This is a genomic window from Catenulispora rubra (assembly GCF_015356825.1).
Classification (GTDB): domain Bacteria; phylum Actinomycetota; class Actinomycetes; order Streptomycetales; family Catenulisporaceae; genus Catenulispora; species Catenulispora rubra.
This window is the reverse complement of sequence record NZ_JAACYW010000066.1, coordinates 21,698-44,920: the sequence shown is the minus strand read 5'-3', so window position 1 is coordinate 44,920 and position 23,223 is coordinate 21,698. Positions and strand designations below refer to the sequence as shown.

Below are 23,223 nucleotides of genomic sequence, written 5' to 3'. Positions count from 1 at the left end.
CCGCCCACCCAGGGGGCGCACCGCCTCAATAACTACAATCTTCGCAATTCATCATGTCAAGACCCTGCCGACGAAATCCGCGCCCAGATTCGGCCAGTTGAGCGACCGGGCAGCGACCGCCACCCCACCGCGCGCCTGGCCCTCGCAGCAGCCCTCGGTGCCGCCGCGCTGGCGTCCGCGACGGGGCTGACCGCGACCTCCGCGTGGCTCATCTCGCGGGCGTCGCAGCAGCCGCCGATCTTCGACCTCATGATCGCCATCACCGCCGTGCGTGCCCTCGGCATCGGCCGCGCCGTGTTCCGCTACGCGGAGCGCCTGGTCGCGCACGACGCCGCGTACCGCATCCTCGGCAGCCTGCGCGTCCGCACTTACGAGCGCCTCACCCGGCAGGCGCCGGGGCGGCGGCGCGGGGAGTTGCTGGCGCGCTTTGTGGCCGATGTCGACGCGGTCCAGGATCGCTACCTGCGGTTCCTGCTCCCGGTGATCGCGGCGGCGACGGCCGGCACGCTCGCCGTGGCGGCGCTGGCGCAGGCGCTCCCGAGTGTCGCGGCGATCACGGCGCTCGGCCTGCTCGTCAGCGGCATCGCGATCCCCCTGGCGGCGGCCCGCGCCTCGGCCAAGGCGGACCGGCACGTGGCGCCCGCGAAGGGCCACCTCACCACCGAACTCCACGACCTCCTGCGCGGCGCTCCCGACCTGATCGCCGCTGACGCGGTCCCGCCGCGCCTCGCCCGCATCGAGGCCGCCGATCGGGATCTGGCATCGATGGAACGCCGCTCCGCCGGGGCCCGCGGCATGGGCACCGGGCTCGCCATCCTGGCTACCGGTGCGATGGTGTGGGGTGCTGCATACGCCGGGCTGGAGGCGATGCGCGGGAGAGCGGTGGCGGGCGGTGAGATCGCGACTGCTGCGGGGCAAGCGGTCGGGCAAGCCGCTTTGAGTGCAGGTCATGCCGCAGCCTTCCCCGTCACCCTCCTAGCCGTCCTCATCCTCACCCCACTAGCCCTCGCCGAAGCCACCGCCAGCCTCCCGCAAGCCCTCCAGCACCTCCGCCGCGCCCGAGCTGCCGAGCGGCGCGTTCGCGAAGTCCTGGCGGCTCCCGACGCTGTCCGCGAGCCCACAGACCCGCGTCCGCTGCCCTCCGACCACGCCATCCGCGTCCGCGACCTCAGCGTCGCCTGGCCCGGTCGTGATCAGCCCGCCCTCTGCGGCTTCGACCTCGACCTCGCGCCCGGCCGTAAGGTCGCCGTCGTCGGTCCCAGCGGCTCCGGCAAGTCCACCCTCATCAGTGCCCTGCTCCGCCTCGTCGACCCCGATACCGAGGCCTCGATCACCCTCGGCGGCATCCCCACCGCCGCCCTCCGCGCCGAAGACGTCCGCCGCGTCGTCGGCCTCTGCGCGCAGGATGCCCACGTCTTCGACAGCACCCTCCGCGAGAACCTCCGCCTCGCGCGCCCCGACGCCACGGCATCAGACCTCGAAGACGCCCTGATCCGCGCCCGTTTCGCCGACTGGGTCCGCACCCTCCCCGCCGGACTCGACACCTTCGTCGGCGAGCACGGCGCGCGCCTCTCCGGCGGCCAGCACCGGCGCCTGGTGCTGGCCCGGGCGCTGCTGGCCGACTTCCCCGTCCTGCTCCTCGACGAGCCGACCGAGCACCTGGACCCCGCCACCGCCGACGCGCTGCTGCGCGACCTGCTCGCGCTGCCGAAGACCACGCTGCTCGTCACGCACTGCCTCGCCGGGCTGGAGCACGTCGACGAGATCGTCGTCCTGGACGCCGGCCGCGTCGTCGAGCGCGGCACCTGGCCGGAGCTCATGAGCCGGCGGGGCGCCTTCCACAGTCTGTGTAGGGTCTACGCGTGACCGAAGCCCACGGAGCCCACGCCGCCGAAAGCGCCCCGCTCCAAGCGCAGACCGCCCTCCACGTCACCGACGCCGACACCGCACGCGCCGTCGGCTCCGGCGACCTCCCGGTCCTGGGCACGCCCCGCCTCATCGCCCTCGCCGAGCAGGCCACGGTCGCGGCGGCCGCAGCCCTCCTGGCCGAAGGCCAGACCACCGTCGGCACCCGCATCCGCTTCGACCACGTCTACCCCACCCCGGTCGGCGGCACCGTCACCGTCACCGCCGACCTCGCGCACCGCGACGACCGCCTCCTGCGCTTCACCGTGGCCGCCCACGACGCCGACGGCCGCCTGGTCGGCGAAGGCGAGATCACCCGCGTCATCGTCAACGCCGAACGGTTCATGGCGAAGCTGTAAGAGTCGAGGGCAGCCCAAACATCAGAGCTCTGATGTTTAGCCCAACCGCCTACCCCGCCTCAGGCTTCGAAGCCCGCAGCGAGAACATCAAAGGCACCCGAGGCCGCCCCTCCGGCAGTCGGAAAACCCCGTCCCGCCGCTCCAGCGACCGGAACCGCGCGAACAGCGTCACGTCGAACTCGTGCAGGAACTCCAGCCGCAGCCCGGCCCCGATCAGGGCACTGACGATCTCCCCGATCCCGTGGTTGAACTCCACGCTCACGTTCTGCAGCGTCTTCGCCTCGAAGTCCGCGTACGTCCCGGGCTCGTCCCACACCTGCGGCGACCGGTCGAAGTAGTCGTACGCGACCGTGCGCCCGTCCTCGTCGTCCAGCGTGTTCCCGAACGGATGGAACTCCGACACGTACAGGAACCCGCCCGGCCTCACCATCGAAGCCGCCACCCGGGCCCACCGCTCGATGTCCGGCAGCCAGCACAGCGCGCCCTTGCCCGTGTACACGACGTCGAACTGCTCCCCGCCGAGCGCCTCGGCCGCGTCGTAGAGGTTCGACGTGACCCACCGCGAGTCGGTGACGCCGATCCGCTCCGCCAGCCCCGCCGCGGCCTCCATCGCCGGCTGTGAGAAGTCCAGCCCCGTGACTACCGCGCCGTGCCGGGCCCAGCCCAGGGTCTCGATGCCGATGTGGCTCTGCAGGTGCAGCAGGCTCTTGCCGCGCACGTCGCCGACCTCGGTCAGCTCGAACGGCTCCAGCGTCTCCCGGCCCGCGGCGAACGAGTCCAGGTCGTAGAACTGGCCGTCCACGTGGATCGGCACCCGCTCGTCCCAGTTCGCGCGGTTGTACTCCAGCCACTTGTCCGGATCCGGCTGCGGCGCGGTCGTCTCAGTCATGACACCCGACGCTAGTCTGCTCACATCCCGTGATCAAAGGGATAACCCCCCTCACACAGACCAGACAGCCCGAGGATCCGGCCGGTCCAGATTCCAGTGCCGCCCGACCCCGGCGATCCAGTCCGCCAGGTTCCCGTCCTTGTCCCGGGGCCGCAGCACGAACCGGCAGATGCTGCTCTGCCCGCCCTCGTGGTCGCTGTACAGGATCTCGACGGTGAACATCCGCCGCTCCTTGATCGCCGCCTCCATCGCCGCGTACTGCGGATCGTCGGCGTCGCGGAGCGCGGCGTGCCAGTAGCCGATGTCGTGCGCCGGGATGAACAGGTCGCGGATCATCCGCCGGTAGTCCTGCGGCGCCGTGTGCCGGTCCTCGGGCCCCCGGCGCTCGTCGGAGACGGCCCAGCCCTGCAGCACCGCCAAGCCCGCGCCGGCGTTGCGCACGGAGATCGCGAAGTAGATCACCCCGTCCACGATCTCCGCGTAGCCCCGTCCGCCGCTCACCACGGCCCAGTGGTCGTCGGCCCAGAAGATCTTCTCGTCCCGGTCGGTCAGCCGCGAGTTCAACAGCACCGGCCGCAGCCCCACCAGCACCGCCCGCTCGGCGGCGGCCGCGGCGCGCGAGGCCGAGCGCACCGACTTCAGCGTGGCCGCCGCCAGGACCACCGTGGTCCCGGCGGTCGCCAGCGAGGATATGGTCACCCAGTCAGTCACGCGCTGGAGACTACAAAACTCACAGCCCCGTGGTCGATCGCGGATAGGCGATCGCCTGGTCGGTGGCGATGTTGACCAGGTATGGAACGCCCGAAGCGAACGCCCGGTCCAGGGCCGGCCCGATCTGCGCCGGGTCGGTGACGAACTCCCCGCCCCCGCCGAGCGCCTGCACCACCTTGTCGTAGCGCGCGTCCGGGTTCAGGTCGGCGGCGACGTCGTACCCGTACAACGCCTGCATCGGGTGCTTCTCCAAGCCCCAGCACGCGTTGTTGCCCATCACCATCACCACCGGCAGCCCGTGCCGCACCAGAGTGTCCACGTCCATCAGCGAGAAGCCGGCCGCGCCGTCGCCGAGCATCAGGACCACCTGCGACGCCGGCCGCGCCAGCCGCGCGGCGATCGCGTACCCGAGGCCGGTGCCCAGGCAGCCGTAGGGGCCCGGGTCCAGCCAGCAGCCCGCGCGCCCCGGCTCCACGAACCGGCCGGCGAAGGAGACGAAGTCGCCGCCGTCGCCGATCACCACCGCGTCGTCGGCCAGCCGCGGCAGCAGCTCGCCGTAGATGCGGGCCGGGTGGATGGGGTCCGACGCCGCGGTCAGCAGCTCTTGGTCGGCGGAGATGGCCGCGGATGCCTTGTCCTGCAAAGCGTTCAGCCAGTCCGCGTACCCGCCCGACTTGGCCGACCTGCGCCAGGACTCTGCGATGCCCTCGAACGTCGCGGCCAGGTCCCCGGCGGCACTCGCCGCCAGCCCGATGTGGCCGCTGACCTGCTCCGGGGAATCGACCAGGTGCACCACCGGCGCGAGCGGGTTGCCGTCCCGGCCGCCGAACAACCCGTAGCCCAGCCGGAAGTCCAGCGGAGTGCCGACGACGATCACCAGGTCCGCGCCGCCGAACGCGGCCGAGCGGGCCCGCGTCACCAGCTGGCGGTGGCCGCGCGGCAGGATGCCCCGGCCCATGCCGTTGGTGATGACCGGGACCCCGGTCTCCTCGGCGAACGCCAGCGCGGCCGTCTCGGCGCCGTCCATCCAGACGTCGGAGCCCAGCACCAGCACCGGTTTGGCGGCGCGGGCCAGCAGATCCCCGATCGCGGCCAGCGCGTCGGGGTCCGGGGCGACGGCCTCGCGGGCCCCGACCGTCGGCAGCGGCTTGGCGTCGACGTCGAACGCGGCCTCCAGCGACAGGTCGAGGAAGACCGGGCCGCGGTGCGGCGCGTCGGCGAGGGTGAAGGCGTCGTCGAGGTCCGCGGTCAGGGTCGCGGTGGTGTGCACGGTCGCCGAGCGCTTGGTCACCGGGGCCAGCAGCGGCGGGTGGTCCAGCTCCTGCAGCGCGCCCTTGCCCCAGTTGGAGTCTGCGGCCCGGCCGCCGAGCACGACCACCGGCGAGCCGTTGAAGTGCGCGGTGGTGACCGCCGAGACGCCGTTGGTGATGCCCGGGCCGGCGGTGAGGACGGCCAGGCCCGGCCTGCGCGTCAGCTTGGCGGTGGCCTCGGCGGCGAAGACGGCGGTCTGCTCGTGCCGGACGTCCAGGATCGGCATCGGGGGCTGGGCCTTCACTGCGCCGTCGTAGAGCGAGAAGACGTGTCCGCCGGAGAGCGTGAACATGGTCTCGACGCCGTGGGCTCGGGCCACCTCGACGGAGATCTGGCCGCCGTGCAGCGGTTGCGGGGTTTCGGGCTGTGCTTCGGTCACGACGGTCACCTGCGGGGCTCGGGCGGACTGGGGCGAAGTTACGAGTCAGTAGCTTTCCGCCCGCACCTGGCTTCCGCAAGGGTCACCTCACCGCTCGAAGCTGATCCGCACCGTTGAAGTCGATCCGCACCGCTTGAAGTCGATCCGCATCACCCGGCGCCGGGGCGTGGGAGCACTGACTTCCTGGAAGCCACAGGTCTCGTAGGTGCTCTTCGCCCCGACGAACAGTTCGCCCCAGACGATCTCCTTGCCGGGCTCGGTGATCAGCGCGTAGCCCTCGATGGCGGTGGCGCCGTGGTCGCGCGCGTGATCCACGGCGGCCTCGGTCAGGGCCCGGCTGATTCCGCGCCGGCGGTATCCGGTGCGGACCACGAAGCAGGTCACCGTCCAGACGCCGGGGTCGTCGCGGTCCTCGTCGCGGCCGGTCCACGGGATTCGCATCGTCCGGAGCCGCGGGTACTCCGTTCGGGGCTCGACGGCGCACCAGCCGACGGGCTTGCCGCCGAGGTAGGCGACCAGGCCGGTGGTCTCCTCGGAGTCGGGCCGGCCGCAGCGGGTCTGGTCCCGCAGCTCGGATTCACGCTCCTCCTGCGGCATGGACCGCCATTCCTTGGAGGAGAACTTGAACCACTGGCACTGGCAGCCGTGCGGCACTCCACGTTCGCCGAAGACCGTGCGCAGGTCCTCCCACGTGGCCTGGTTGGCGGGAACAACGGTGATGGTCGTCGTCGAGTCCGTCATACGCGCACGATAGACCCGGCCGGGGACACCGGCCGGGATCATCGCTCGGGTCACAGACCGATCGCCGTGGCGACTTCGGCCAGGTCCTGCGCGGTCAGCCTCACCGCGCCAGCATTCACCCAGCCGTCCACCTGCGTGCGGGTCCGGGCGCCGACGATCGCGCCGCTGACGCCGGGCCAGGCCAGCGTCCAGGCGATCGCGACCTCGGCGACGCTCACGCCGTGCCGTGCCGCGATCGGCTTGAGGGCGTCGGCGATGCGCAGGTTCGCGGCCAGGCCGGAGGTGTAGTCCGGGCTCGCGCGGCGCCAGTCGTCGGCCGGCAGGCTCGCGACCCGCTCGGCGGAGAAGGTCCCGGTGAGCAGGCCGGACTGGAGCGGCGAGTAGACGATGACGCCGGTGTCGTGCTCCTTCGCCCAGGCGATGTCCGGCGCGGCCGACCGGTTGATCGCGGAGAACGGCGGCTGGATCGCGTCGACGTGCGCGATGGACTCGGCCACGGTCAGCTGCGCGGCGTCGTGGTTGGACAGCGCGATCGCCCGGATCTTGCCCTCGGCCTTGAGGTCGGCCATGAGCTGCCAGTACTCCTCCAGCGGGGTGTGGTTCGGGGAGGCCGCGCCGTCCTCCTCGGCACCGAAGACGAAGGCTTCGCCGGTGTCCGGCCAGTGCACCTGGTAGAGGTCGACGCGCTCGACGCCGAGGCGGCGCAGCGAATCCTCGAGCTCGCGGCGGACGCTGGCGGGCTTCATGGTGCGGATCGGCGCGCCTTGCGGGTCCTCCGGGTTCCAGACCAGACCGACTTTGGTGAAGATGTAGGGGCGGTCGGCCTCGGAGTAGGCCGAGACCGCCTTGCCGACCAGTTCCTCGGAGTGGCCGAGGCCGTAGACCGCGGCGGTGTCGATCCAGTTGACGCCGGAGTCGACCGCGTGGCGGATGGCGGCGACCGACTCGGCGTCGTCGGTGGCGCCCCAGCTGTAGGTCCAGCCGCTGCCGGAGACGGCCCAGGAGCCGAAACCGACGCGGGTGATGGTCATGTCGGTGGTGCCGAGGCGGGTCGTGTCCAGTGTCGTGTTCGCGGTCTCGTTCGTCATGGCTATGACGATCCGCTCCGCGCGGCGGCTTACCCAGGACCGCGCGATGCCTAGGCACGGGATGACCAGGATGCGCCGCACGTGTTAGGCAGGAGCATGACCCTGGACAGACGTGCGGAGTTGGGCGAGTTCCTGCGATCACGGCGAGCGCGGCTGAACCCCGCCGACATCGGCCTGCGCGACTACGGCGGCCGCCGAAGGGTCCCGGGGCTGCGCCGCGAGGAGCTGGCTCTGGTGGCAGGGGTCAGCGTGGACCACTATGTGCGGCTGGAACAGGGACGCACGCTCCAGTTCTCTGAGGACGTCCTCGACGCCGTCGCCAGGGCGCTCCAGCTGGACCCGATCGAGCGCGAGCACCTGTACCGGCTCGCGCGGCCGGACCAGTCGCAGGTGTATCAGGGGACCGGCAAGCGGGAGCCGCAGGAGGTGCGGCCGGGCCTGCGGCGGCTGCTGGAGTCCACGACCGACGTGCCCGCGTACGTCGTGGGCCTGGGCACCGACGTGCTGGCCTGGAACCGGCTGGCGGCCGCGCTGCTGACCGACTTCGGGACGCTGGCGCCGCACGAGCGCAACCTCGCCTGGCTGGTCTGCCACGACGAGGCCTTCCGCGCGGTGTTCGCGGACCCGGCCAAGAAGATGGCGGACGTCGCGGCCTACGTGCGCTTCGACATCGGCCGGCACCCGGCCGACCCGGCGCTCGGCGCGCTGGTCGCCGAGCTGTGCCCGAACCCGGAGTTCGCGCAGATCTGGGCGCGGTACGACGTCCGCGACAAAACACACGGCAGCTACACGTACCGCAACGCGGTCGTCGGCGAGATCACGCTCGACTACGAGACCTTCCGCGCCCCCGACGACCCGGACCAGGCGCTGATCATGCAGACCGTGCCGGAGGGCTCGCCGGCCGAGGCGGCCCTCCAGCTGCTGGCGGCTTGGGCGCAGACGGTGCGGATCGGCTGACCGAACCGGAAAACAAACAGTCCGGGTCAGTATCCCGACCCGGACCGCGAAAGCCGCCCTACAGCGTCTTCGACAGCTCCTTGATCGGCATCTCCAGCTTCGTCAGCAGCGCCAGGTCCTCCTCGGGCGAGCGCCCCAGCGTGGTCAGGTAGTTGCCGACGATCACCGCGTTGATCCCGCCCATCAGCCCCTGCTCGGTGCCCAGGTCGCCGAGCGTGATCTCGCGGCCGCCCGCGTAGCGCAGGATGGTGCGCGGCAGTGCCAGGCGGAAGGCCGCGATCGTCCTCAGCGCCTCCTTCGAGCCCAGCGGCTCCATGTCGCCGAAGGGCGTGCCCGGGCGCGGGTTGAGGAAGTTCAGCGGGACCTCGTCCGGGGTCAGCGCGGCCAGCTGCGTCGCGAACTCGGCGCGCTGCTCCAGCGTCTCGCCCATGCCGACGATGCCGCCGCAGCAGACCTCCATGCCGGCCTCGCGGACCATCGTCAGCGTGTCCCAGCGCTCCTCCCAAGTGTGGGTGGTGACCACGTTGGGGAAGTGGGAGCGGGCGGTCTCCAGGTTGTGGTTGTAGCGGTGCACGCCCATGTCGGCCAGGTCGTCGACCTGCTCCTGGGTCAGCATGCCCAGGGACGCCGCGACCTGGATGTCGACCGCGTCCTGGATCGCCTTCACACCCTCGCGCATCTGCTTCATCAGGCGCGCGTCGGGGCCGCGGACGGCCGCCACGATGCAGAACTCCGTGGCGCCGGTGGCCGCGGTCTGCTTGGCCGCCTCGACCAGTTCGGGGATGTTGAGCCAGGCCGCGCGGACCGGGGAGGGGAACAGGCCGGACTGGGAGCAGAAGTGGCAGTCCTCGGGGCAGCCGCCGGTCTTGAGGGAGACGATGCCCTCGACCTCGACCTCCGGGCCGCACCACTTCTCGCGGACCTCGTGCGCCAGCTGCAACAGCTCCGGCAGGGCCTCGTCGGGCAGCCGCAGCACCCGCAGCACCTGCTCCTCGGTCAGCCCCACGCCCTCGTCGAGGACCTGGCGCCGGGCCTCGGCGAGGATGTCGAGGTCTTGTTCGGTGGTTGTCATGGTTCAGGCCGCCTTCCGAGGGTCCCAGGTCTGCCGAAATTCTGCCGGATCGAAGGTGCCGCCGAACGCCGGGGCCAGGGCGGCCCGGGCGGCGAGGAGGAACTCGGCCGGGTCCAGCGCGCCGGCGCCCTCCGGTAGCGCGCCGGCCAGCGGGCGGGCGCCGATCGTCTCCAGGTCGCGGATGTTGCTGCGCATCGCCAGGTCGGGGTCGGCGGGCCAGGAACCCAGCACGATGCCCGCCAGGTCCAGGCCGCGGGCGGCCATCGCCTCCAGGGTGAGCGCGGCGATGTTCAGGGTGCCCAGGTTCGGGTGTGCGACCAGCAGCACCGGCGCCTTGAGCGCGTGCGCCAGGTCGGCCAGGGTGCTGCCGTCCTCGTCGTTGCGGACCAGCAGGCCGCCGGCGCCCTCCACGAGCACCAGCCGGCGACTCTCGGCCAGCTCCCGGACGCGGCGGACGGTCTCGTCGAAGTCCAGCGGCGGCAGGCCCGAGCGGCGGGCCGCGGCGGCGGGGGAGAGCGGGTCCGGGTAGCGGGCGTACTCGTGCAGATCGGTCACGCCGGCCAGCCGCTGGACGGTCGCCAGGTCGCCCGGCCCGTCGGGCGTGACCCCGGTCTGGGCCGGCTTCACGACGGCCACGGAGGTGCCGCGGGTCGCGGCCAGGGTGGCCACGGCGGCGGTGACGACGGTCTTGCCGACGTCGGTGTTGGTTCCGGTTACTACGACGATGGACACGACGCGACTTTACGGGAGGCCGGGGCCCCGACCGTGCGATCGCGGGGTGAGTCGGGTCACGCCCCGGCCCGCGCTGCTCTACTCGTCTCTCCTCGTCGTGCCGGCTACTCGCCGTCCGGCCGCTTCAACCGCGCCACGAACTTGTACCGGTCGCCCCGGTACACCGACCGCACCCACTCCACCGGCTCCCCCTCGGTGTCGATGGAGTGCCGCGACAGCAGCAGCATCGGCAGCCCGGTGTCGGTGCCCAGCAATCCGGCCTCGGTCGGGGTGGCCAGCGCGGTCTCGATCGTCTCCTCGGCCTCGCCGAGGTGCACGCCGTACTCCTCGGCCAGCGCCGTGTACAGCGACGAGTACCGCCCGAGCAGCTTGCGCAGGTTGGGGAAGCGTTGCTGCGACAGGTGCGTGGTCTCGATCGCCATCGGCTCGCCGTTGGCCAGGCGCAGACGGCTGATGCGCAGCACCTTCGCGGAGGCCCGGATGCCCAGGCGCTCGCCGAGCTCCACGCCGGCGGAGACGTACTCCATCTCCAGCAGCCGCGAGGTCGGCTCCAGGCCCTGGGCCCGCATGTCCTCGGTGTAGGAGGTCAGCTGCAGCGACTGCGCCACCTTCGGCTTGGCCACGAAGGTGCCCTTGCCCTGGATCCGCTCCAGGCGGCCCTCCACGACCAGCTCGGCCAGCGCCTGCCGGACCGTGGTGCGCGAGGTGTCGAACTCGGTCGCGAGCAGGCGTTCCGGGGGGACCGGGGTGCCCGGGGGCATCGTCTGGGTGAGGTCCAGCAAGTGTTGCTTCAGGCGGTAGTACTTGGGAACGCGCACCGTTTCCAGTGCCGATTCCAGCCCTGATTCGAGTGCTGGTGCCGGGCCTTGCGGGCCCTGCGTCTCGAGAGCGATGTTCGCGGGTTCTGCGGTCATGAACGGCCCCTCCTCGTGGCCCAAAGTGCCATGGACCCGCGTGTGTGTCCAGCCGGGTTGATCTCGGCGCCGACTTTGTTCGGAAACCGGTGTTTACCTGGGGCGGGATTGTGTATGTCAGTGCTGGTTGCGTCTTGGTAACGGGTTGGACAACCGGGGTCGCGCTCTCTTGACGACCCCAGTGGTCTATGCCAGTCTCCGGACTGGTCTAAACCAATCGGGAAAGCCGGAGAGGCGCTTCAGGAGGCGCCCTTTCTTCGCAGGAACTCGCTCTGTAATTCCCGACAGCTCGACACCACAACCAGATCCACGAGACCGGGTACACCGATTCAACGCACACGGGACGGCATCGCTCAGGGTTGCCGTGTCGCGCGGTCGGTTTATCTCCGTTGGTCGCAGTGGGTCGTCCACACCCACCAAGGAGTACGGCATGAGGCGCAAGCTCATAGCCCTGACGTCGGCCGCTGCGGCCGTGGCGCTCATGGCCTCCGCGTGCAGCTCTTCGAAGTCCAACACCGCCAACGGCGCGCCCTCGCAGGGCGGCTCGGTCACCGCGACCAACGCCCCGGCGCTGTCCGGGCCGACGACCGGCGCCACCGGCGTGAAGCTGAACGTCTGGCTGGTCTCGGACCCCAAGGACAACCCCAAGTGGATGGCGATCATCAACACCGCGACGGCCGCCTTCAAGGCCAAGACCGGTGCTGACATCAACATCATCTGGCAGACCTGGAGCAACCACCTGACGAACCTGGACGCGACGCTCGGCGGCAACGGCGACGTCCCGGACATCGTCGAGCTGGGCAACACCGAGGCCCCCAAGTACGCGTTCAACGGCGCGCTGGCCGACGTCTCGTCGACGAAGTCGACCTTCGACAACAACGCCACCTGGCTCAACGGCCTGTCCGCGCCCTGCACCCAGGGCGGGCACCTGTACTGCATCCCGTACTACGCGGGCACCCGCACCCTGATCTACCGCACCGACCTGCTGACCGCGGCCGGGGTGACCACCCCGCCGACCACCTGGGCCGACTTCACCGCGGCCCTGGACAAGGTCAAGGCCGCCAACGCCTCCAACGCGAACTTCGTCACGTACAACGCCCCGGGCAAGGACTGGTACCAGGTCGGCTCCTTCGTCTACGGCCAGGGCGGCTCGTTCGCGGTCAAGGGCTCGGACGGCAAGTGGAAGGGCAACCTGGAGGACCCCAAGTCCATCTCCGGCCTGCAGCAGTGGTCCGACCTGGTCTCCAAGTACTCCACCGCGGCCAGCCACACCAAGGACGAGTCGGACCAGGACACCCTGTTCGAGACCAGCAACGTCTTCGCCGAGTACGACGCGGCCTGGCACCTGGGCGCCGTGCAGCAGGTGAACCAGAACCCCAACGACCCGAAGTCGCCGCTGCAGGACACCAAGGTCAAGGGCAAGGTCGCCACCATGCCGCTGCCCGGCGCCACCGCTGACAAGCCGTCGCCGGCCTTCCTCGGCGGCTCGGTCCTGGGCATCGCGCAGAAGTCGAAGTACCAGGCGCTGGCCGCGGAGTGGATCCAGGACTACACGAACTCCGCCTCCAACGCCGCCGAGGGCGCGCTGGGCAACCTGCCGAACAACCAGACCGACCTGGCCAAGGCGGTGGGCCCGGCGATCAGCCAGCAGGTGGCCGACCAGGCCGCGTCCAGCTGGTTCACCCCGGTCGCCCCGAACTGGGCCGACGTGGAGTCCAGCAACGTGCTGCAGAACATGGCGGAGAGTATCGCGACCGGCAAGTCCTCGGTCGCCGACGCGGCCAAGGCCGCGGACGACCAGATCACCTCGATCCTGAACAAGAGCTGATCCAGCGCTTCTTCAGGGGTACGGACACCGCCCTCGGCAGGGCGGTGTCCGCGACACCCGGGTGAGTTTCCGGTGGGGGCCGTGCCGCGCACTCGCGGCACGGCCTCTTCAACGAGGTGAGGTGTGCACATGACCGCGGTAGTGGGGAAGGCCGTAGGCCCCCTCGAACCGCCCCCGACGCTGGGGGACGAGCGCCCGCCAAAGCGCCGACGGTTCGAATCGACTCCGTACTTCCTGGTGATCCCGACGCTCCTGGTGATCGTCGTGACGCTGGGGATCCCGCTCTACAAGATCGTGGTGCTGGCCTTCCAGCACCAGACCAAGCGTGAGCTCTACACGAACAAGCCCGGCGACTGGGTCGGGTTCCAGAACTTCTCCGACGTCCTGGGCAGCTCGGACTTCTGGTCCGTGGTCGAGCGGACCTTCGTGGTCTGCGCGGTCCTGGTGGTCCTGTCCATGGCCATCGCGCTGCTGCTCTCGCTGATGATGAACCAGCTGTCCCGCTGGGTCCGCACGCCGCTGATGGCGCTGCTGCTGTTCGTCTGGGCGATCCCGCAGATCGTCGCGGTCGAGCTGTTCGTGTGGTTCACCGACCCGAACTTCGGCGTCATCAACTACATGCTGGACAAACTGGGCTTCCACGGGTTCAAGACGCACGACTGGTTCGTGGACCCGGTGCAGGGCTGGATCGTCATCATCGCGCTGGTGGTCTGGCAGGCGCTGCCGTTCCTGACGGTGACGCTGACGGCCGGCATGTCGATGGTGCCCAAGGAGCTCGGCGAGGCCGCGCGCATGGACGGGGCCAACCCGCTCCAGGTGTTCCGCACGGTCACCTACCCGACCATCAAGCCCCTGCTGATCATCGCCACCTCGCTGTCGGTGATCTGGGACTTCCAGCTGTTCAACCAGGTGTTCGTGATCCGGCAGACCAAGCCGGAGCCGGACTACCAGGTGCTCAGCGTCTTCTCCTACACCCAGGCGTTCGGGCACAGCGACTACGGCCTGGGAGCCGCGATCTCGATCCTGACCATCCTGGCGATGCTCGGGATGATGATCTTCTACGTGCGGCAGATGCTGCGGATCGGAGACGCTGACTGATGAGCGTCGAGACTGGCGGCCGTCGCCGCGCCGTCGCCCCGCGCCCCGGCGCGGGCCGCAAGAAGGCCAAGAAGGCCGCCTGGAACACCCTGGGCATCCTGGTCTTCGTGGTCATGGGCTTCCCGGTGTACTGGATGCTCAACACCTCGTTGAAGCGGCTCAACGAATGGCAGAACTACACGCCGCACTTCATCCCCGAGCACCCCACGCTGAAGAACTTCAGCGGGGCCTTCCAGGCCTCGAACTTCGGCATCGACCTGTGGAACAGCGTCGTGATCACGCTCGGCGCGGTGGTGGTCTCGCTGATCGTCGGGTTCTTCGGCGCGCTGGCCATCGCCCGCTTCCACTTCGCCGGCAAGAAGGTGATCATCTTCACCGTCCTGCTGGTGCAGATGGTCCCGCTGATCGTGCTGGTCATCCCGGTGACGCAGACCCTGCAGAACCTGAACATGACCGACACGCTCTACGGCATCATCCTCACCTACCTGGTGTTCTCGGTGCCCTACACGGTGTGGACGCTGCGCGGCTTCATCACCAACATCCCGCGCGAGCTGGACGAGGCGGCGATGGTCGACGGCTGCAGCCGCTGGCAGACCTTCTTCCGCGTCATCCTGCCGCTGACCGGCCCCGGCCTGGTCGCGACCTCGGTCTACGGCTTCATCCAGGCCTGGAACGAGTTCATCCTGATCACCACCATCAACCACGACCCCCGCAAGCAGAACATGATGGCCTGGCTGGTCCAGACCGCCACCGGCTCGCGCGGCACCGACTGGGGCGTGCTGATGGCCGGCGCCACGATCACCTCGATCCCCGTGGTCATCCTGTTCCTGGCCATCCAGAAGAACATCGCGACCGGTCTGACCGCCGGCGCGGTGAAGGGGTAGGGGGAACGGCGCGCGTGGGAGAACAACTGCTGCGCGACGCCGCCGCCGTCCTCCAGCCGGGGTTCGTCAACGACGACTCCGGCCGGGTTCCCGACTGGGTGCGTCGCGCCCTGACGGAGGACGGCCTGGGCGGGGTCGCCTACTACGGACGGAACATAGCCGCGACGCCGGAACGCACCGGCGAGCTGTCGGCGGCGCTGCGGGCCGAGAACCCGCACGTGCTGGTCGCGGTGGACGAGGAAGGGGGCGACGTCACCCGGCTGGACGTCGCCACCGGGTCGGCGTTCCCGGGCAACTACGCCCTGGGGTACGTGGACGACCCGGAGCTGACCGAGACGGTCGCCCGGCAGATCGGGCGCTCGCTGTGGCGCGCCGGCATCAACCTGAACTACGCGCCGGACGCGGACCTGAACACGAACCCCGACAACCCGGTCATCGGGACCCGGTCCTTCGGGTCCGACCCGGGCGTGGCGGCGCGGAACGTCGCGGCGTATGTCAGGGGCCTGCAGGGGGCCGGCGTGGCCGGGTGCGCCAAGCACTTCCCCGGCCACGGCGACACCGCCGTGGACTCGCACCACGGGCTGCCGCTGGTGCAGCACTCCGAACAGGAGTGGGCCAAGCACCTGGCGCCGTTCCGGGCCGCGATCGAGGCCGGGGTGAAGTCGGTGATGACCGCACACATCCTGGCGCCGCGCTACGACCCGGAGTTCCCGTCGACCATGAGCCGCAAGGTCCTGGTGGACCTGCTGCGCGGCGAGCTCGGCTTCACCGGGCTGGTGGTCACCGACGGCATCGAGATGGCCGCCATCGCCGACACCTTCGGGATCGCCGAGGGGACGGTCCTGGCGCTGGCCGCGGGCGTCGACGCGGTCTGCGTCGGCGGCGGGCTGCGCGACGAGTGCGACTACCTGATGCTGCGGGACGCGCTGGTCGACGCGGTGCGCGAGGGCCGGCTGCCCGCCGAGCGGCTGCACGAGGCCGCGACGCGGGTGCGGGAACTGGGGGCGTGGGCCGCCGCGCAGCGTGCGACCGTGGAGGGGACGCACGCTGCCGGGGGTGACGCCGGCGCCGGCGGCTCCTCGGTGTCGGCGTCGGCATCGGTGTCAGGATCGGTGTCGGGATCAGCGTCGGCATCGGTGTCGTCGAACGGCGTGCCGGCTTCGGTGGCGGCGGCTTCGTCGGCTGCGTCGGCATCGGCCGACTCCGACGACGCCGAGCAGATCGGCCTGAACGCCGCTCTGCGCGCGGTCACGGTCTCCGGTGCGCCGCTCGTCCCGCTGACCGGTCCGGTCTCGATCCTGGAGTTCGTGCCGCTGGCCAACAACGCGGCCGGCAACGCGGTGCCCTGGGGCCTGAGCCCGGTGCTGTCCGAACTCCCGGCCGGCTCGGTGGCCGCGCGGTTCGTGGAGCCCGGCTCCGCGACCAGCTTCGCCGGCGACGACGACACCGCCGCGGCGCTGGCCGCGGTGCGTCCCCGGCTCGCCGCCCTCCCGTACACCCCGGCCGGGGTGTCGGAGGCCGTGGCCGCCGCCGCGGGCCGTCCGCTGGTGCTGGTGGTGCGCGACGCGCACCGGCACGCCTGGATGGCTTCCGCCGTGGCCGCCGTGACCACCGTCCGGCCCGACGCGATCGTGGTCGAGATGGGGATCGCGTACGGTCGGGGCGAGAAGTCCGGCGGGGCGACGCTGATCGCCACGCACGGCGCGGCGCTGGTGTCCGGGCTCGCCGTCGCCCGGCTCCTGACGGAGGGAACGGTCTAGGTGAGTGACGACGCCAAGCCCGGCGAAATTATGGCAAGGGAGATCGCCGAGCAGCCGGCGGTCCTCGAACGGATCCTCACCGAGGGACTGCCGCACATCCGCGAGGCGGCCGAGGCCGTGTTGGCGGCCCGGCCGCGCTTCGCGCTGCTCACCGCCCGCGGTACCAGCGACAACGCGGCGTACTACGCCAAGTACCTCATGGAGATCGCGCTCGGGCTGCCGGTCGGGCTGACGTCGATGTCGACCACGACGGCCTACCGGGCCGAGCCGGACCTGCGGGACGTGCTGTGCGTGACGGTCTCGCAGTCCGGCGGCTCGCCGGACCTGGTGGCGTACACCGAGATGGCCGAGGCGCGCGGCGGGCTGACGCTGGCCGTCACCAACGTCGCCGGCTCCCCGGTGAACCAGGCCTCTGAGCTGTCTCTGGACGTCCTGGCGGGTCCGGAGCTGGCTCTTCCGGCGACCAAGACGTACACCGCGGAGCTGCTGACGCTGTGGCTCCTGGTGGACGCGCTGCGCGGCGGCGACGGTTCGGCGGCCCGAGGGCTGCCGGAGCTGGCCGCCGCGGTACTGGACCGGGAGTCCGAGGTGGTCGATCTGGCGCAGCGCTACCGCTTCGCCTCCCGGCTGGTGCTGACCGCGCGCGGGTACTCGTACCCGACCGTGCGTGAGGCGGCGTTGAAGATCATGGAAACCAGCTACCTGCCGGCCCACGCCTTCTCCGGCGCGGACCTGCTGCACGGCCCGCTGGCCATGGTCGACAACGTCAGCCCGGTGGTCGCGGTGGCGGCCGAGGGCGCCGGCGGCACGGCGCTGGAACCGGTGCTGGAGCGGCTGCGCGAGCGCGGCGCCGACCTGGTCGTGGTCGGCTCGGCCGAGCACGTCGCCGGGGCTACGGCAGGCTTCGTGCTCCCCTCGGGAGTCCCGGAGGAGCTGGCGCCGATCCTGGAGATCCTGCCGTTGCAGCAGCTGGCCTACCACGTGACGATGAGCCGGGGCCTGAACCCGGACGCGCCGCGGGCGTTGGCGAAGGTGACGCAGACGCACTGAGCTGCGTCTGCATTCAGTGGCCCCGGGTTTTTCTCCGGCCCACTGAGGCTTTCTGAAGTTTCTTCGCTCCGGAGGGAACCCGCGACGGCGCCGGGGCGTGTCCGATCGGTGGCGCCGATCGCCACCCTCGGCGACTTGGGGCGGGATCTGATGAGTGTCGTGGGAGGTGAACCAGCAGGACGGCGGCGTGGACCATCTGCCGGCTGTGGCCCACCAGTACCTGGTGCAGTCCGGTGACCGGGTCGCGCTGCTGCGGGTGTCGCAGTTCGGCTCCGACTTCAAGTCCACCGCGGGTGACGCGAAGGTGTTCGCGGACCTGCAGCAGGCTCTGGAGAAGTAGCGCCGGCACGATGACACCGACACGATGACACCAGCACGACGAAGGCCCGCCGACGTGATCGGCGGGCCTTCGCCATGGGGGCGTCTCATGGGGCGCGAGACGCCCCGGCCGCACTTTCCCATGGCTCGCGACGGGTTCGGTGGCCTTCCGGCCCCGGGCCCGCGGCGGTTTCGGCCCCTCAACCTCCACCGCCGCGCTAGCCCGCGGCCTTCTTGGTTCGCCGCCGTCCCGGCCGTCCGGCGAGGCGTGCGGAGCCTCGTCGTGCGTTGCCGCCGGGTGGCGGCCTGGTCGGAAACACCCGTCCCGCGCCTGTCAGGGCTAGGCGGGCTGGCGTTCCCTCGCCAGTCTGTGGGGCCCGTCCGACGCCTGGGCGTCGGAACCGGCCTCGAATACGCTACGCCCTGCGACCCAGGTGTGCAGCGGGTGGTACCCGTCGTCGAACCACACCAGGTCGGCGCGGGCGCCGGGGGCGATGCGGCCCAGATCGGTCCGGCCCAGCGCGTCGGCGGGCACCCGGGTGGCCGCCACCAGCACGGACGCCTCGTCCAGGCCGATGCCGACCAGGTTGCGGACCGCGCGGTCCAGGGTCAGCGCCGAGCCGCCGATGACGCCGGCCGCGTCGCGCGGCACGCCGTCCTCGCCGAGGTGGACCTTGATCCCGGACAACTCGTACTCGCCGGGCGGCATTCCGGCCGCCGCTATGGCGTCCGTCACCAGCGCCACCCGGCCGCCGGCCGCGCGCCAGACCAGCGTGCAGATCTCCGGGGCCACGTGGTGCAGGTCGGCGATCAGCCCGCAGGTGAACCGGGAGTCGTACAGCGCGGCGCCGGGGACCCCGGGCTCGCGGTGGTTCAGCGGGCGCTGGGCGTTGAAGATGTGCGTGACCAGGGTCGCGCCGGCGTCCGCCGCGGCGAGCACCTGCGCGGCCAGCGCGTCGGTGTGCCCCAGCGAGACCCGCACCCCGGCCTCGGACAGCCGGCGCACCGCCTCCGGGGCGCCGTCGAGCTCCGGGGCCAGGGTCACCATCGTGACCACGCCGCGGGTGCCCTCGGCGGCCCGGGCCGCCAGGATCGAGCCGACGCGTTCCGGCGTCGGCTCGACCAGGTACCGGGGGTCGTGCACCCCCGGGCGCAGCGGCGACAGGAACGGTCCCTCCAGGTGGACCCCCATCGCCTGCGCGCCCCGCAGGGAGCCGAAGACCGCACCGGCCCGCTCCACCCCCGTGAGCAGGGTGTCCAGCGGCGCGGTGATGTACGTGGGCTGGAACGCCGTCACTCCGGTGCCCGGCAGCCGGTCGGAGACCAGCCGCCAGTCGTCGTCGGAGGCGCTGATGAAGTCCACGCCGAAGCAGCCGTTGGTCTGGATGTCCACCAGACCCGGCGCGAGGATGCCTGAATCCAGGACTATGTCAGCGTCGGCCGAAGCGCCGTCCAGCACCTCGGCCACGACGCCGTCGTCGACGACGACGGTGGCGGGTCCCGCCAGGCGTCCGTCCAGGAGGACGCGCGGAGCAGAGATGCTGGTCACGAGAAAAGATTGTGGACTAGACCATTTGTGGATGTCTAGACCTGTGCGGGATTCTCCGCGAGTTCGCTCAAGACCGAACGAATGCGGTCCGCCTCAAGGTCGGACAAATCTGCACGTGCCGTCACTCGCAGGCGTGACTTCCCGTCCGGTACGGACGGTGGCCGAAAACAGCCGACGTGCAGACCGCGCTCCAGGCAGAAGTCCCGCGCGGCCACCGCCGCCTCGGACGCGCCCATGATGATCGAGGTCACCGCGCCGCTCGGGGGAGTGGCCTCCAGCCCGAGGGCCAGCGCCAGCTCGTAGATCTCCCACGACCGCTTCCGCACCAGCTCCGGCAGTCCCGGATCGCGCCGGATCACCCGCAGCGCGGCCAGCGCCGCCCCGGCCGCGGCCGGGGCCAGCCCGGTGTCGAAGATCATCGACCGGGCCGCGTCCACCAGGTGCGCGACCAGCTCCGCCGAGCCCAGGATCGCCCCGCCCTGCGAGGCCAGCGCCTTGGACAGGGTGGCGGCCACGATCACGTCAGGCGCTCCGGCGAGCCCCGCGTCGAAAACGGCTCCACGGCCCTCAGGACCGGCCACACCGAACCCGTGCGCCTCATCCACCACAAGGACCGCGCCGTGCGCTCTACAGGCCTCGTGGAGCTCGCTGAGGGGTGCTGTGTCCCCGTCCACCGAGAACAAGGATTCGACGACGACCAGAGCCCGCTCCTCGGACCGGTCCGCCAGCACCCGGGAGACGGCCTCCACATCGCTGTGCGGCGTGACCGCGACCCGGGCCCGCGACAGCCGCGCGGCGTCGATGATCGAGGCGTGGTTGAGGCTGTCCGAGACGATCAGGTCGCCGCGCCCGGCCAGCGCCGTGATGACGCCCAGGTTCGCCAGGTAGCCGGAGGAGAACACCAGGCCGGCCTCCATGCCGGCGTGCGCGGCCAGCTCGGCCTCCAGCTCCGCGTGCAGCTCCGTGGTCCCGGTCACCAGCCGCGAGCCGGTGGAGCCGGTGCCCCAGCGCCGCACCGCCTCGACCGCGCCCTCGACGACCTCCGGATGGCGCGTCAGGCCGAGGTAGTCGTTGCCCGCGAGGTCGATCAGCGGGGAGTCGGCGCCGCGCGGGACCAGGGTCCGGCGCAGTCCGGCGGCGCGGCGCTCGTCCGCGCGGCCGGCGAGCCAGGACAGCGGGTGCTGGGAAGGCTGGTCGAAGGTGCTCACGAAGCCAAGAGGCTACCCGCCCGCCCGAGGCTCCGGACCTGCCGGAACTTCCAAAACGATCGTGGGGGGCCCTGGCCGGACCGGCAATCAGTTCGCGGGCGCCGGCTTGTGATACCAAGAAGCATGCCGTCCATGAACGACCTGATCCACACGCGGACCGACCTCGACGCGGCCGATCTGGACTGGCTGCACCTGCTGATCGCGGACTGGCAGCTGCTCGCCGACCTGTCGTTCGCCGACCTGGTGCTGTGGGCCCCGCTCAAGGCCGAGGGCGGCACCGACGCCGAGGCCGCCCCGCTGGGCGGTCCCGGCTACGTCGCGGTGGCCCAGATGCGCCCGAACACCGGCCCCACCTGCTACACCGCCGACCTGGTCGGCTCCACGCTGCGGCGCGGCGAGCGGCCGATGCTGGACCTGGCCATCGACTCCGGGCGGATCCGGCGCGAGGGCGACCCGGAGTGGCGCGCGGACGTGCCGGTCCGGGTCGAGGCGATCCCGGTGCGGCGCGGGGACCGGATCATCGCGGTGATCTCCCGCAACACCAACCTGCTCGCCGCCCGCACCCCGAGCCGGCTGGAGCTGACCTATCTGCAGACCGCGGCGGACCTCTCGCGGATGATCTCCGAGGGGATATTCCCCTACCCGGAGTCCCGCGACCAGCAGGACAACTCCCCGCGGGTCGGCGACGGCGTGATCCGGCTGGACGCCGAGGGGGCCGTCGTCTACGCCAGCCCGAACGCGCTGTCCGCCTACCACCGGCTCGGCTACGCCGCCGACATGGTCGGGGAGCACCTCGGCGACCTGACCGCGACCCTGGCCCCGGTCCAGGGCGCGATGGAGGAGGCGCTGCAGGTCGTGGCCTCCGGCCGCAAACCGCGCGAGGCCGAGGTCGAGGGCAACGGCACCGTGGTCCAGCTCCGGGCCATCCCGCTGCGGCCGCAGGGGGAGCGCACCGGCGCGCTGGTCCTGGTGCACGACGTCACCGAGCTGCGCCGCCGCGAGCGCGAGCTGATCAGCAAGGACGCCACGATCCGGGAGATCCACCACCGGGTGAAGAACAACCTCCAGACCGTGGCCGCGCTGCTGCGCCTGCAGGCCCGCCGCATCGACGACGGCACCGGCCGCGCCGCGCTGGAGGAGGCGGTCCGCCGGGTCGGCTCGATCGCGCTGGTCCACGAGACGCTGTCGCAGACCCTGGACGAGCAGGTCGACTTCGACGAGATCGCCGACCGGGTGCTGGAGATGGTGGTGGACGTCGGCGCCGGCGGTCCTGGCGGCCCCGGCGGGGTGAGCGTGCGCTCGCGCCGCGTCGGCCGCTTCGGCATCCTGCCCGCGCAGATAGCCACCCCGCTGTCCATGGTGCTGACCGAGGTCCTGCAGAACTCGCTGGAGCACGGCCTGGCCGACCGCGGGGGATCGCTCGAAGTTGAGGCGCAGCGCTCGGGGCCCCGGCTGAGCGTGATCGTCACCGACGACGGAAACGGGCTGCCGGCGGGTTTCGACGCCGCCACGGCCGGGAACCTCGGACTTCAGATCGTCAGAACACTTGTCCACGGCGATCTGAAGGGGACCTTCGATCTCCGTCCGGCCCCCGGCGGCCGAGGCGCGGTGGCGGTGCTGGACCTGGAGGTCGGCGAGGTCCCTCAGACGAAGAGCTGAGGGGCGTCTCAACCGAAGAGCTGAGATTGGGCGAGAGGGGCTACCCGGGGGCGCAACAGAGTGGTAACAGGATTCCGCTACGCTATGAGCGGAAGCCCCGGAGAAAGACCCCGGGAAAACCAACAGAGCGGCCCTTTGGGACCGCTCAGTCTCGGCGTCCGTACTGCGGTCCAAGACCGCCGCAGTACGGAGATACGTAAGTACGTAGATGCTGTGTTGAATTAGGTGCTGTGTCGCGCGGTCGTGCGAGAGCTTGCCGGGGGCAGGAAGCGCCGGGCTTGACTGAAGGCTTGAAGGGCCTGGTCAGGCCATCCGGCTGCGGGCCCGCGCGGCGCGACGCTTCAGCGCGCGACGCTCGTCCTCGCTCATCCCACCCCAGACGCCGGCGTCCTGGCCGCTCTCCAGAGCCCACTGCAGGCACTGGTCGACCACGTCGCAACGGCGGCATACGGCCTTGGCATCTTCGATCTGCAGCAACGCGGGCCCGGTGTTCCCGATGGGGAAGAAGAGCTCTGGGTCCTCGTCACGGCAGGCAGCGCGGTGGCGCCAGTCCATGGGGTCCACTCCTTCGGTTCAGTCGTGTACGTGTGTTCGGTTCCGCCGGCACGGAAGCGGTGACTCGACCAGGTCCCCCACGGCCCTGGCGGGTCCGGTCGCGTCCGGTGTGCCGGTTACTACAGCCACAACGCCGGACGCGGGTGTCCGGTCACTGTGGGTCCTGCTGTTGTACGTCTTCTGTACGGCTCTACCTGTGTGGCGGCGGGCCCGCCACTGGACGACCGCCGCGCGGGTTCCCCGGTCCGACGTCCAC

At 71.2% G+C, this 23,223-nt stretch carries 21 protein-coding genes; 10 read left to right on the top strand and 11 right to left on the bottom strand.

What is annotated here, in order from left to right:
• Positions 1–1,866, top strand: a 1,866-nt coding sequence (gene cydC, locus GWK61_RS20310; RefSeq protein WP_194910323.1) for a thiol reductant ABC exporter subunit CydC, incomplete at its 5' end; no start/stop codon positions are given.
• Positions 1,863–2,264, top strand: coding sequence for a thioesterase family protein (locus GWK61_RS20305; protein ID WP_194910319.1), 402 nt, complete (start codon positions 1,863–1,865; stop codon positions 2,262–2,264). The genes cydC and GWK61_RS20305, both read left to right, overlap by 4 nt.
• A gap of 49 nt (positions 2,265–2,313) precedes the next feature.
• On the opposite strand, the gene GWK61_RS20300 is transcribed toward GWK61_RS20305, so the two are convergent.
• From GWK61_RS20300 to GWK61_RS20280, 5 genes are all read right to left on the bottom strand, one after another.
• Positions 2,314–3,153, bottom strand: a complete 840-nt coding sequence (locus tag GWK61_RS20300) for a class I SAM-dependent methyltransferase (RefSeq protein ID WP_194910318.1) — start codon at positions 3,151–3,153, stop codon at positions 2,314–2,316.
• Between the two features lie 51 nt (positions 3,154–3,204).
• A complete protein-coding gene (locus tag GWK61_RS20295) occupies positions 3,205–3,864 on the bottom strand; it encodes a hypothetical protein (protein ID WP_194910317.1) in 660 nt (219 codons plus the stop codon).
• A 19-nt stretch (positions 3,865–3,883) separates the two neighbouring features.
• Positions 3,884–5,563, bottom strand: coding sequence for an acetolactate synthase (locus GWK61_RS20290; protein ID WP_194910316.1), 1,680 nt, complete (start codon positions 5,561–5,563; stop codon positions 3,884–3,886).
• 78 nt (positions 5,564–5,641) lie between these two features.
• A complete protein-coding gene (locus tag GWK61_RS20285) occupies positions 5,642–6,295 on the bottom strand; it encodes a GNAT family N-acetyltransferase (protein WP_194910315.1) in 654 nt (217 codons plus the stop codon).
• A 50-nt stretch (positions 6,296–6,345) separates the two neighbouring features.
• Positions 6,346–7,383 (bottom strand): aldo/keto reductase, encoded by a 1,038-nt coding sequence (locus GWK61_RS20280; RefSeq protein WP_194910314.1) that lies wholly within the window; start codon positions 7,381–7,383, stop codon positions 6,346–6,348.
• Between the two features lie 96 nt (positions 7,384–7,479).
• Between GWK61_RS20280 and GWK61_RS20275 the strand changes: the two genes are divergently transcribed.
• Positions 7,480–8,340, top strand: coding sequence for a helix-turn-helix transcriptional regulator (locus GWK61_RS20275; RefSeq protein WP_194910312.1), 861 nt, complete (start codon positions 7,480–7,482; stop codon positions 8,338–8,340).
• Positions 8,341–8,398: 58 nt separating this feature from the next.
• Here GWK61_RS20275 and bioB read toward each other — a convergent pair whose 3' ends face one another.
• The 3 genes from bioB to GWK61_RS20260 form a co-directional block, all read right to left on the bottom strand.
• On the bottom strand, positions 8,399–9,412 hold the full coding sequence (gene bioB / locus GWK61_RS20270) for a biotin synthase BioB (RefSeq protein ID WP_194910310.1): 1,014 nt from the start codon (positions 9,410–9,412) through the stop codon (positions 8,399–8,401).
• A 3-nt stretch (positions 9,413–9,415) separates the two neighbouring features.
• Positions 9,416–10,144, bottom strand: a complete 729-nt coding sequence (gene bioD / locus GWK61_RS20265; RefSeq protein ID WP_194910308.1) for a dethiobiotin synthase — start codon at positions 10,142–10,144, stop codon at positions 9,416–9,418.
• Between the two features lie 104 nt (positions 10,145–10,248).
• Positions 10,249–11,058: a GntR family transcriptional regulator gene (locus GWK61_RS20260; RefSeq protein WP_228562622.1), complete on the bottom strand. Its 810-nt coding sequence runs from the start codon at positions 11,056–11,058 to the stop codon at positions 10,249–10,251.
• Positions 11,059–11,488: 430 nt separating this feature from the next.
• Between GWK61_RS20260 and GWK61_RS20255 the strand changes: the two genes are divergently transcribed.
• From GWK61_RS20255 to GWK61_RS20230, 6 genes are all read left to right on the top strand, one after another.
• Positions 11,489–12,886 (top strand): extracellular solute-binding protein, encoded by a 1,398-nt coding sequence (locus tag GWK61_RS20255; RefSeq protein WP_194910306.1) that lies wholly within the window; start codon positions 11,489–11,491, stop codon positions 12,884–12,886.
• A 129-nt stretch (positions 12,887–13,015) separates the two neighbouring features.
• Positions 13,016–13,984 (top strand): carbohydrate ABC transporter permease, encoded by a 969-nt coding sequence (locus GWK61_RS20250; RefSeq protein ID WP_194910304.1) that lies wholly within the window; start codon positions 13,016–13,018, stop codon positions 13,982–13,984.
• The gene (locus GWK61_RS20245; RefSeq protein ID WP_194910302.1) at positions 13,984–14,868 is read left to right on the top strand and encodes a carbohydrate ABC transporter permease; all 885 of its coding nucleotides are present in this window, start codon (positions 13,984–13,986) and stop codon (positions 14,866–14,868) included. The genes GWK61_RS20250 and GWK61_RS20245 overlap by 1 nt, the downstream gene beginning before the upstream one ends.
• A 14-nt stretch (positions 14,869–14,882) precedes the next feature.
• Positions 14,883–16,628: a glycoside hydrolase family 3 protein gene (locus GWK61_RS20240; RefSeq protein WP_194910300.1), complete on the top strand. Its 1,746-nt coding sequence runs from the start codon at positions 14,883–14,885 to the stop codon at positions 16,626–16,628.
• Positions 16,629–16,658: 30 nt separating this feature from the next.
• Positions 16,659–17,678, top strand: coding sequence for an SIS domain-containing protein (locus GWK61_RS20235; RefSeq protein WP_194910328.1), 1,020 nt, complete (start codon positions 16,659–16,661; stop codon positions 17,676–17,678).
• Positions 17,679–17,844: 166 nt separating this feature from the next.
• Positions 17,845–18,018 carry a hypothetical protein gene (locus tag GWK61_RS20230; RefSeq protein ID WP_194910298.1) on the top strand — a complete coding sequence of 58 codons (174 nt, stop codon included), beginning with the start codon at positions 17,845–17,847 and terminating at the stop codon, positions 18,016–18,018.
• 318 nt (positions 18,019–18,336) lie between these two features.
• On the opposite strand, the gene nagA is transcribed toward GWK61_RS20230, so the two are convergent.
• A complete protein-coding gene (gene nagA / locus GWK61_RS20225) occupies positions 18,337–19,545 on the bottom strand; it encodes an N-acetylglucosamine-6-phosphate deacetylase (protein ID WP_194910296.1) in 1,209 nt (402 codons plus the stop codon).
• A 35-nt stretch (positions 19,546–19,580) separates the two neighbouring features.
• Entirely contained in the window at positions 19,581–20,753 is a 1,173-nt protein-coding gene (locus GWK61_RS20220) for an 8-amino-7-oxononanoate synthase (RefSeq protein ID WP_323747658.1), read from the bottom strand.
• Positions 20,754–20,885: 132 nt separating this feature from the next.
• Here GWK61_RS20220 and GWK61_RS20215 point away from each other — a divergent pair, with 132 nt between their 5' ends.
• Positions 20,886–22,412: a sensor histidine kinase gene (locus GWK61_RS20215; RefSeq protein ID WP_194910293.1), complete on the top strand. Its 1,527-nt coding sequence runs from the start codon at positions 20,886–20,888 to the stop codon at positions 22,410–22,412.
• Positions 22,413–22,715: 303 nt separating this feature from the next.
• Here GWK61_RS20215 and GWK61_RS20210 read toward each other — a convergent pair whose 3' ends face one another.
• Positions 22,716–22,967 carry a WhiB family transcriptional regulator gene (locus tag GWK61_RS20210; RefSeq protein ID WP_015796260.1) on the bottom strand — a complete coding sequence of 84 codons (252 nt, stop codon included), beginning with the start codon at positions 22,965–22,967 and terminating at the stop codon, positions 22,716–22,718.
• Between the last annotated feature and the right edge of the window lie 256 nt (positions 22,968–23,223).

Excerpts from the sequence above, each read along its gene's own strand:
- GWK61_RS20280 (WP_194910314.1), bottom strand. The coding sequence starts at position 7,383 with ATGACGAACGAGACCGCGAACACGACACTGGACACGACCCGCCTCGGC.
- bioB (WP_194910310.1), bottom strand. The coding sequence starts at position 9,412 with ATGACAACCACCGAACAAGACCTCGACATCCTCGCCGAGGCCCGGCGC.
- GWK61_RS20255 (WP_194910306.1), top strand. The coding sequence starts at position 11,489 with ATGAGGCGCAAGCTCATAGCCCTGACGTCGGCCGCTGCGGCCGTGGCG.
- GWK61_RS20275 (WP_194910312.1), top strand. The coding sequence starts at position 7,480 with ATGACCCTGGACAGACGTGCGGAGTTGGGCGAGTTCCTGCGATCACGG.
- GWK61_RS20260 (WP_228562622.1), bottom strand. The coding sequence starts at position 11,058 with ATGACCGCAGAACCCGCGAACATCGCTCTCGAGACGCAGGGCCCGCAA.
- GWK61_RS20210 (WP_015796260.1), bottom strand. The coding sequence starts at position 22,967 with ATGGACTGGCGCCACCGCGCTGCCTGCCGTGACGAGGACCCAGAGCTC.
- GWK61_RS20285 (WP_194910315.1), bottom strand. The coding sequence starts at position 6,295 with ATGACGGACTCGACGACGACCATCACCGTTGTTCCCGCCAACCAGGCC.
- GWK61_RS20245 (WP_194910302.1), top strand. The coding sequence starts at position 13,984 with ATGAGCGTCGAGACTGGCGGCCGTCGCCGCGCCGTCGCCCCGCGCCCC.
- GWK61_RS20215 (WP_194910293.1), top strand. The coding sequence starts at position 20,886 with ATGAACGACCTGATCCACACGCGGACCGACCTCGACGCGGCCGATCTG.
- GWK61_RS20300 (WP_194910318.1), bottom strand. The coding sequence starts at position 3,153 with ATGACTGAGACGACCGCGCCGCAGCCGGATCCGGACAAGTGGCTGGAG.
- GWK61_RS20235 (WP_194910328.1), top strand. The coding sequence starts at position 16,659 with ATGGCAAGGGAGATCGCCGAGCAGCCGGCGGTCCTCGAACGGATCCTC.
- GWK61_RS20250 (WP_194910304.1), top strand. The coding sequence starts at position 13,016 with ATGACCGCGGTAGTGGGGAAGGCCGTAGGCCCCCTCGAACCGCCCCCG.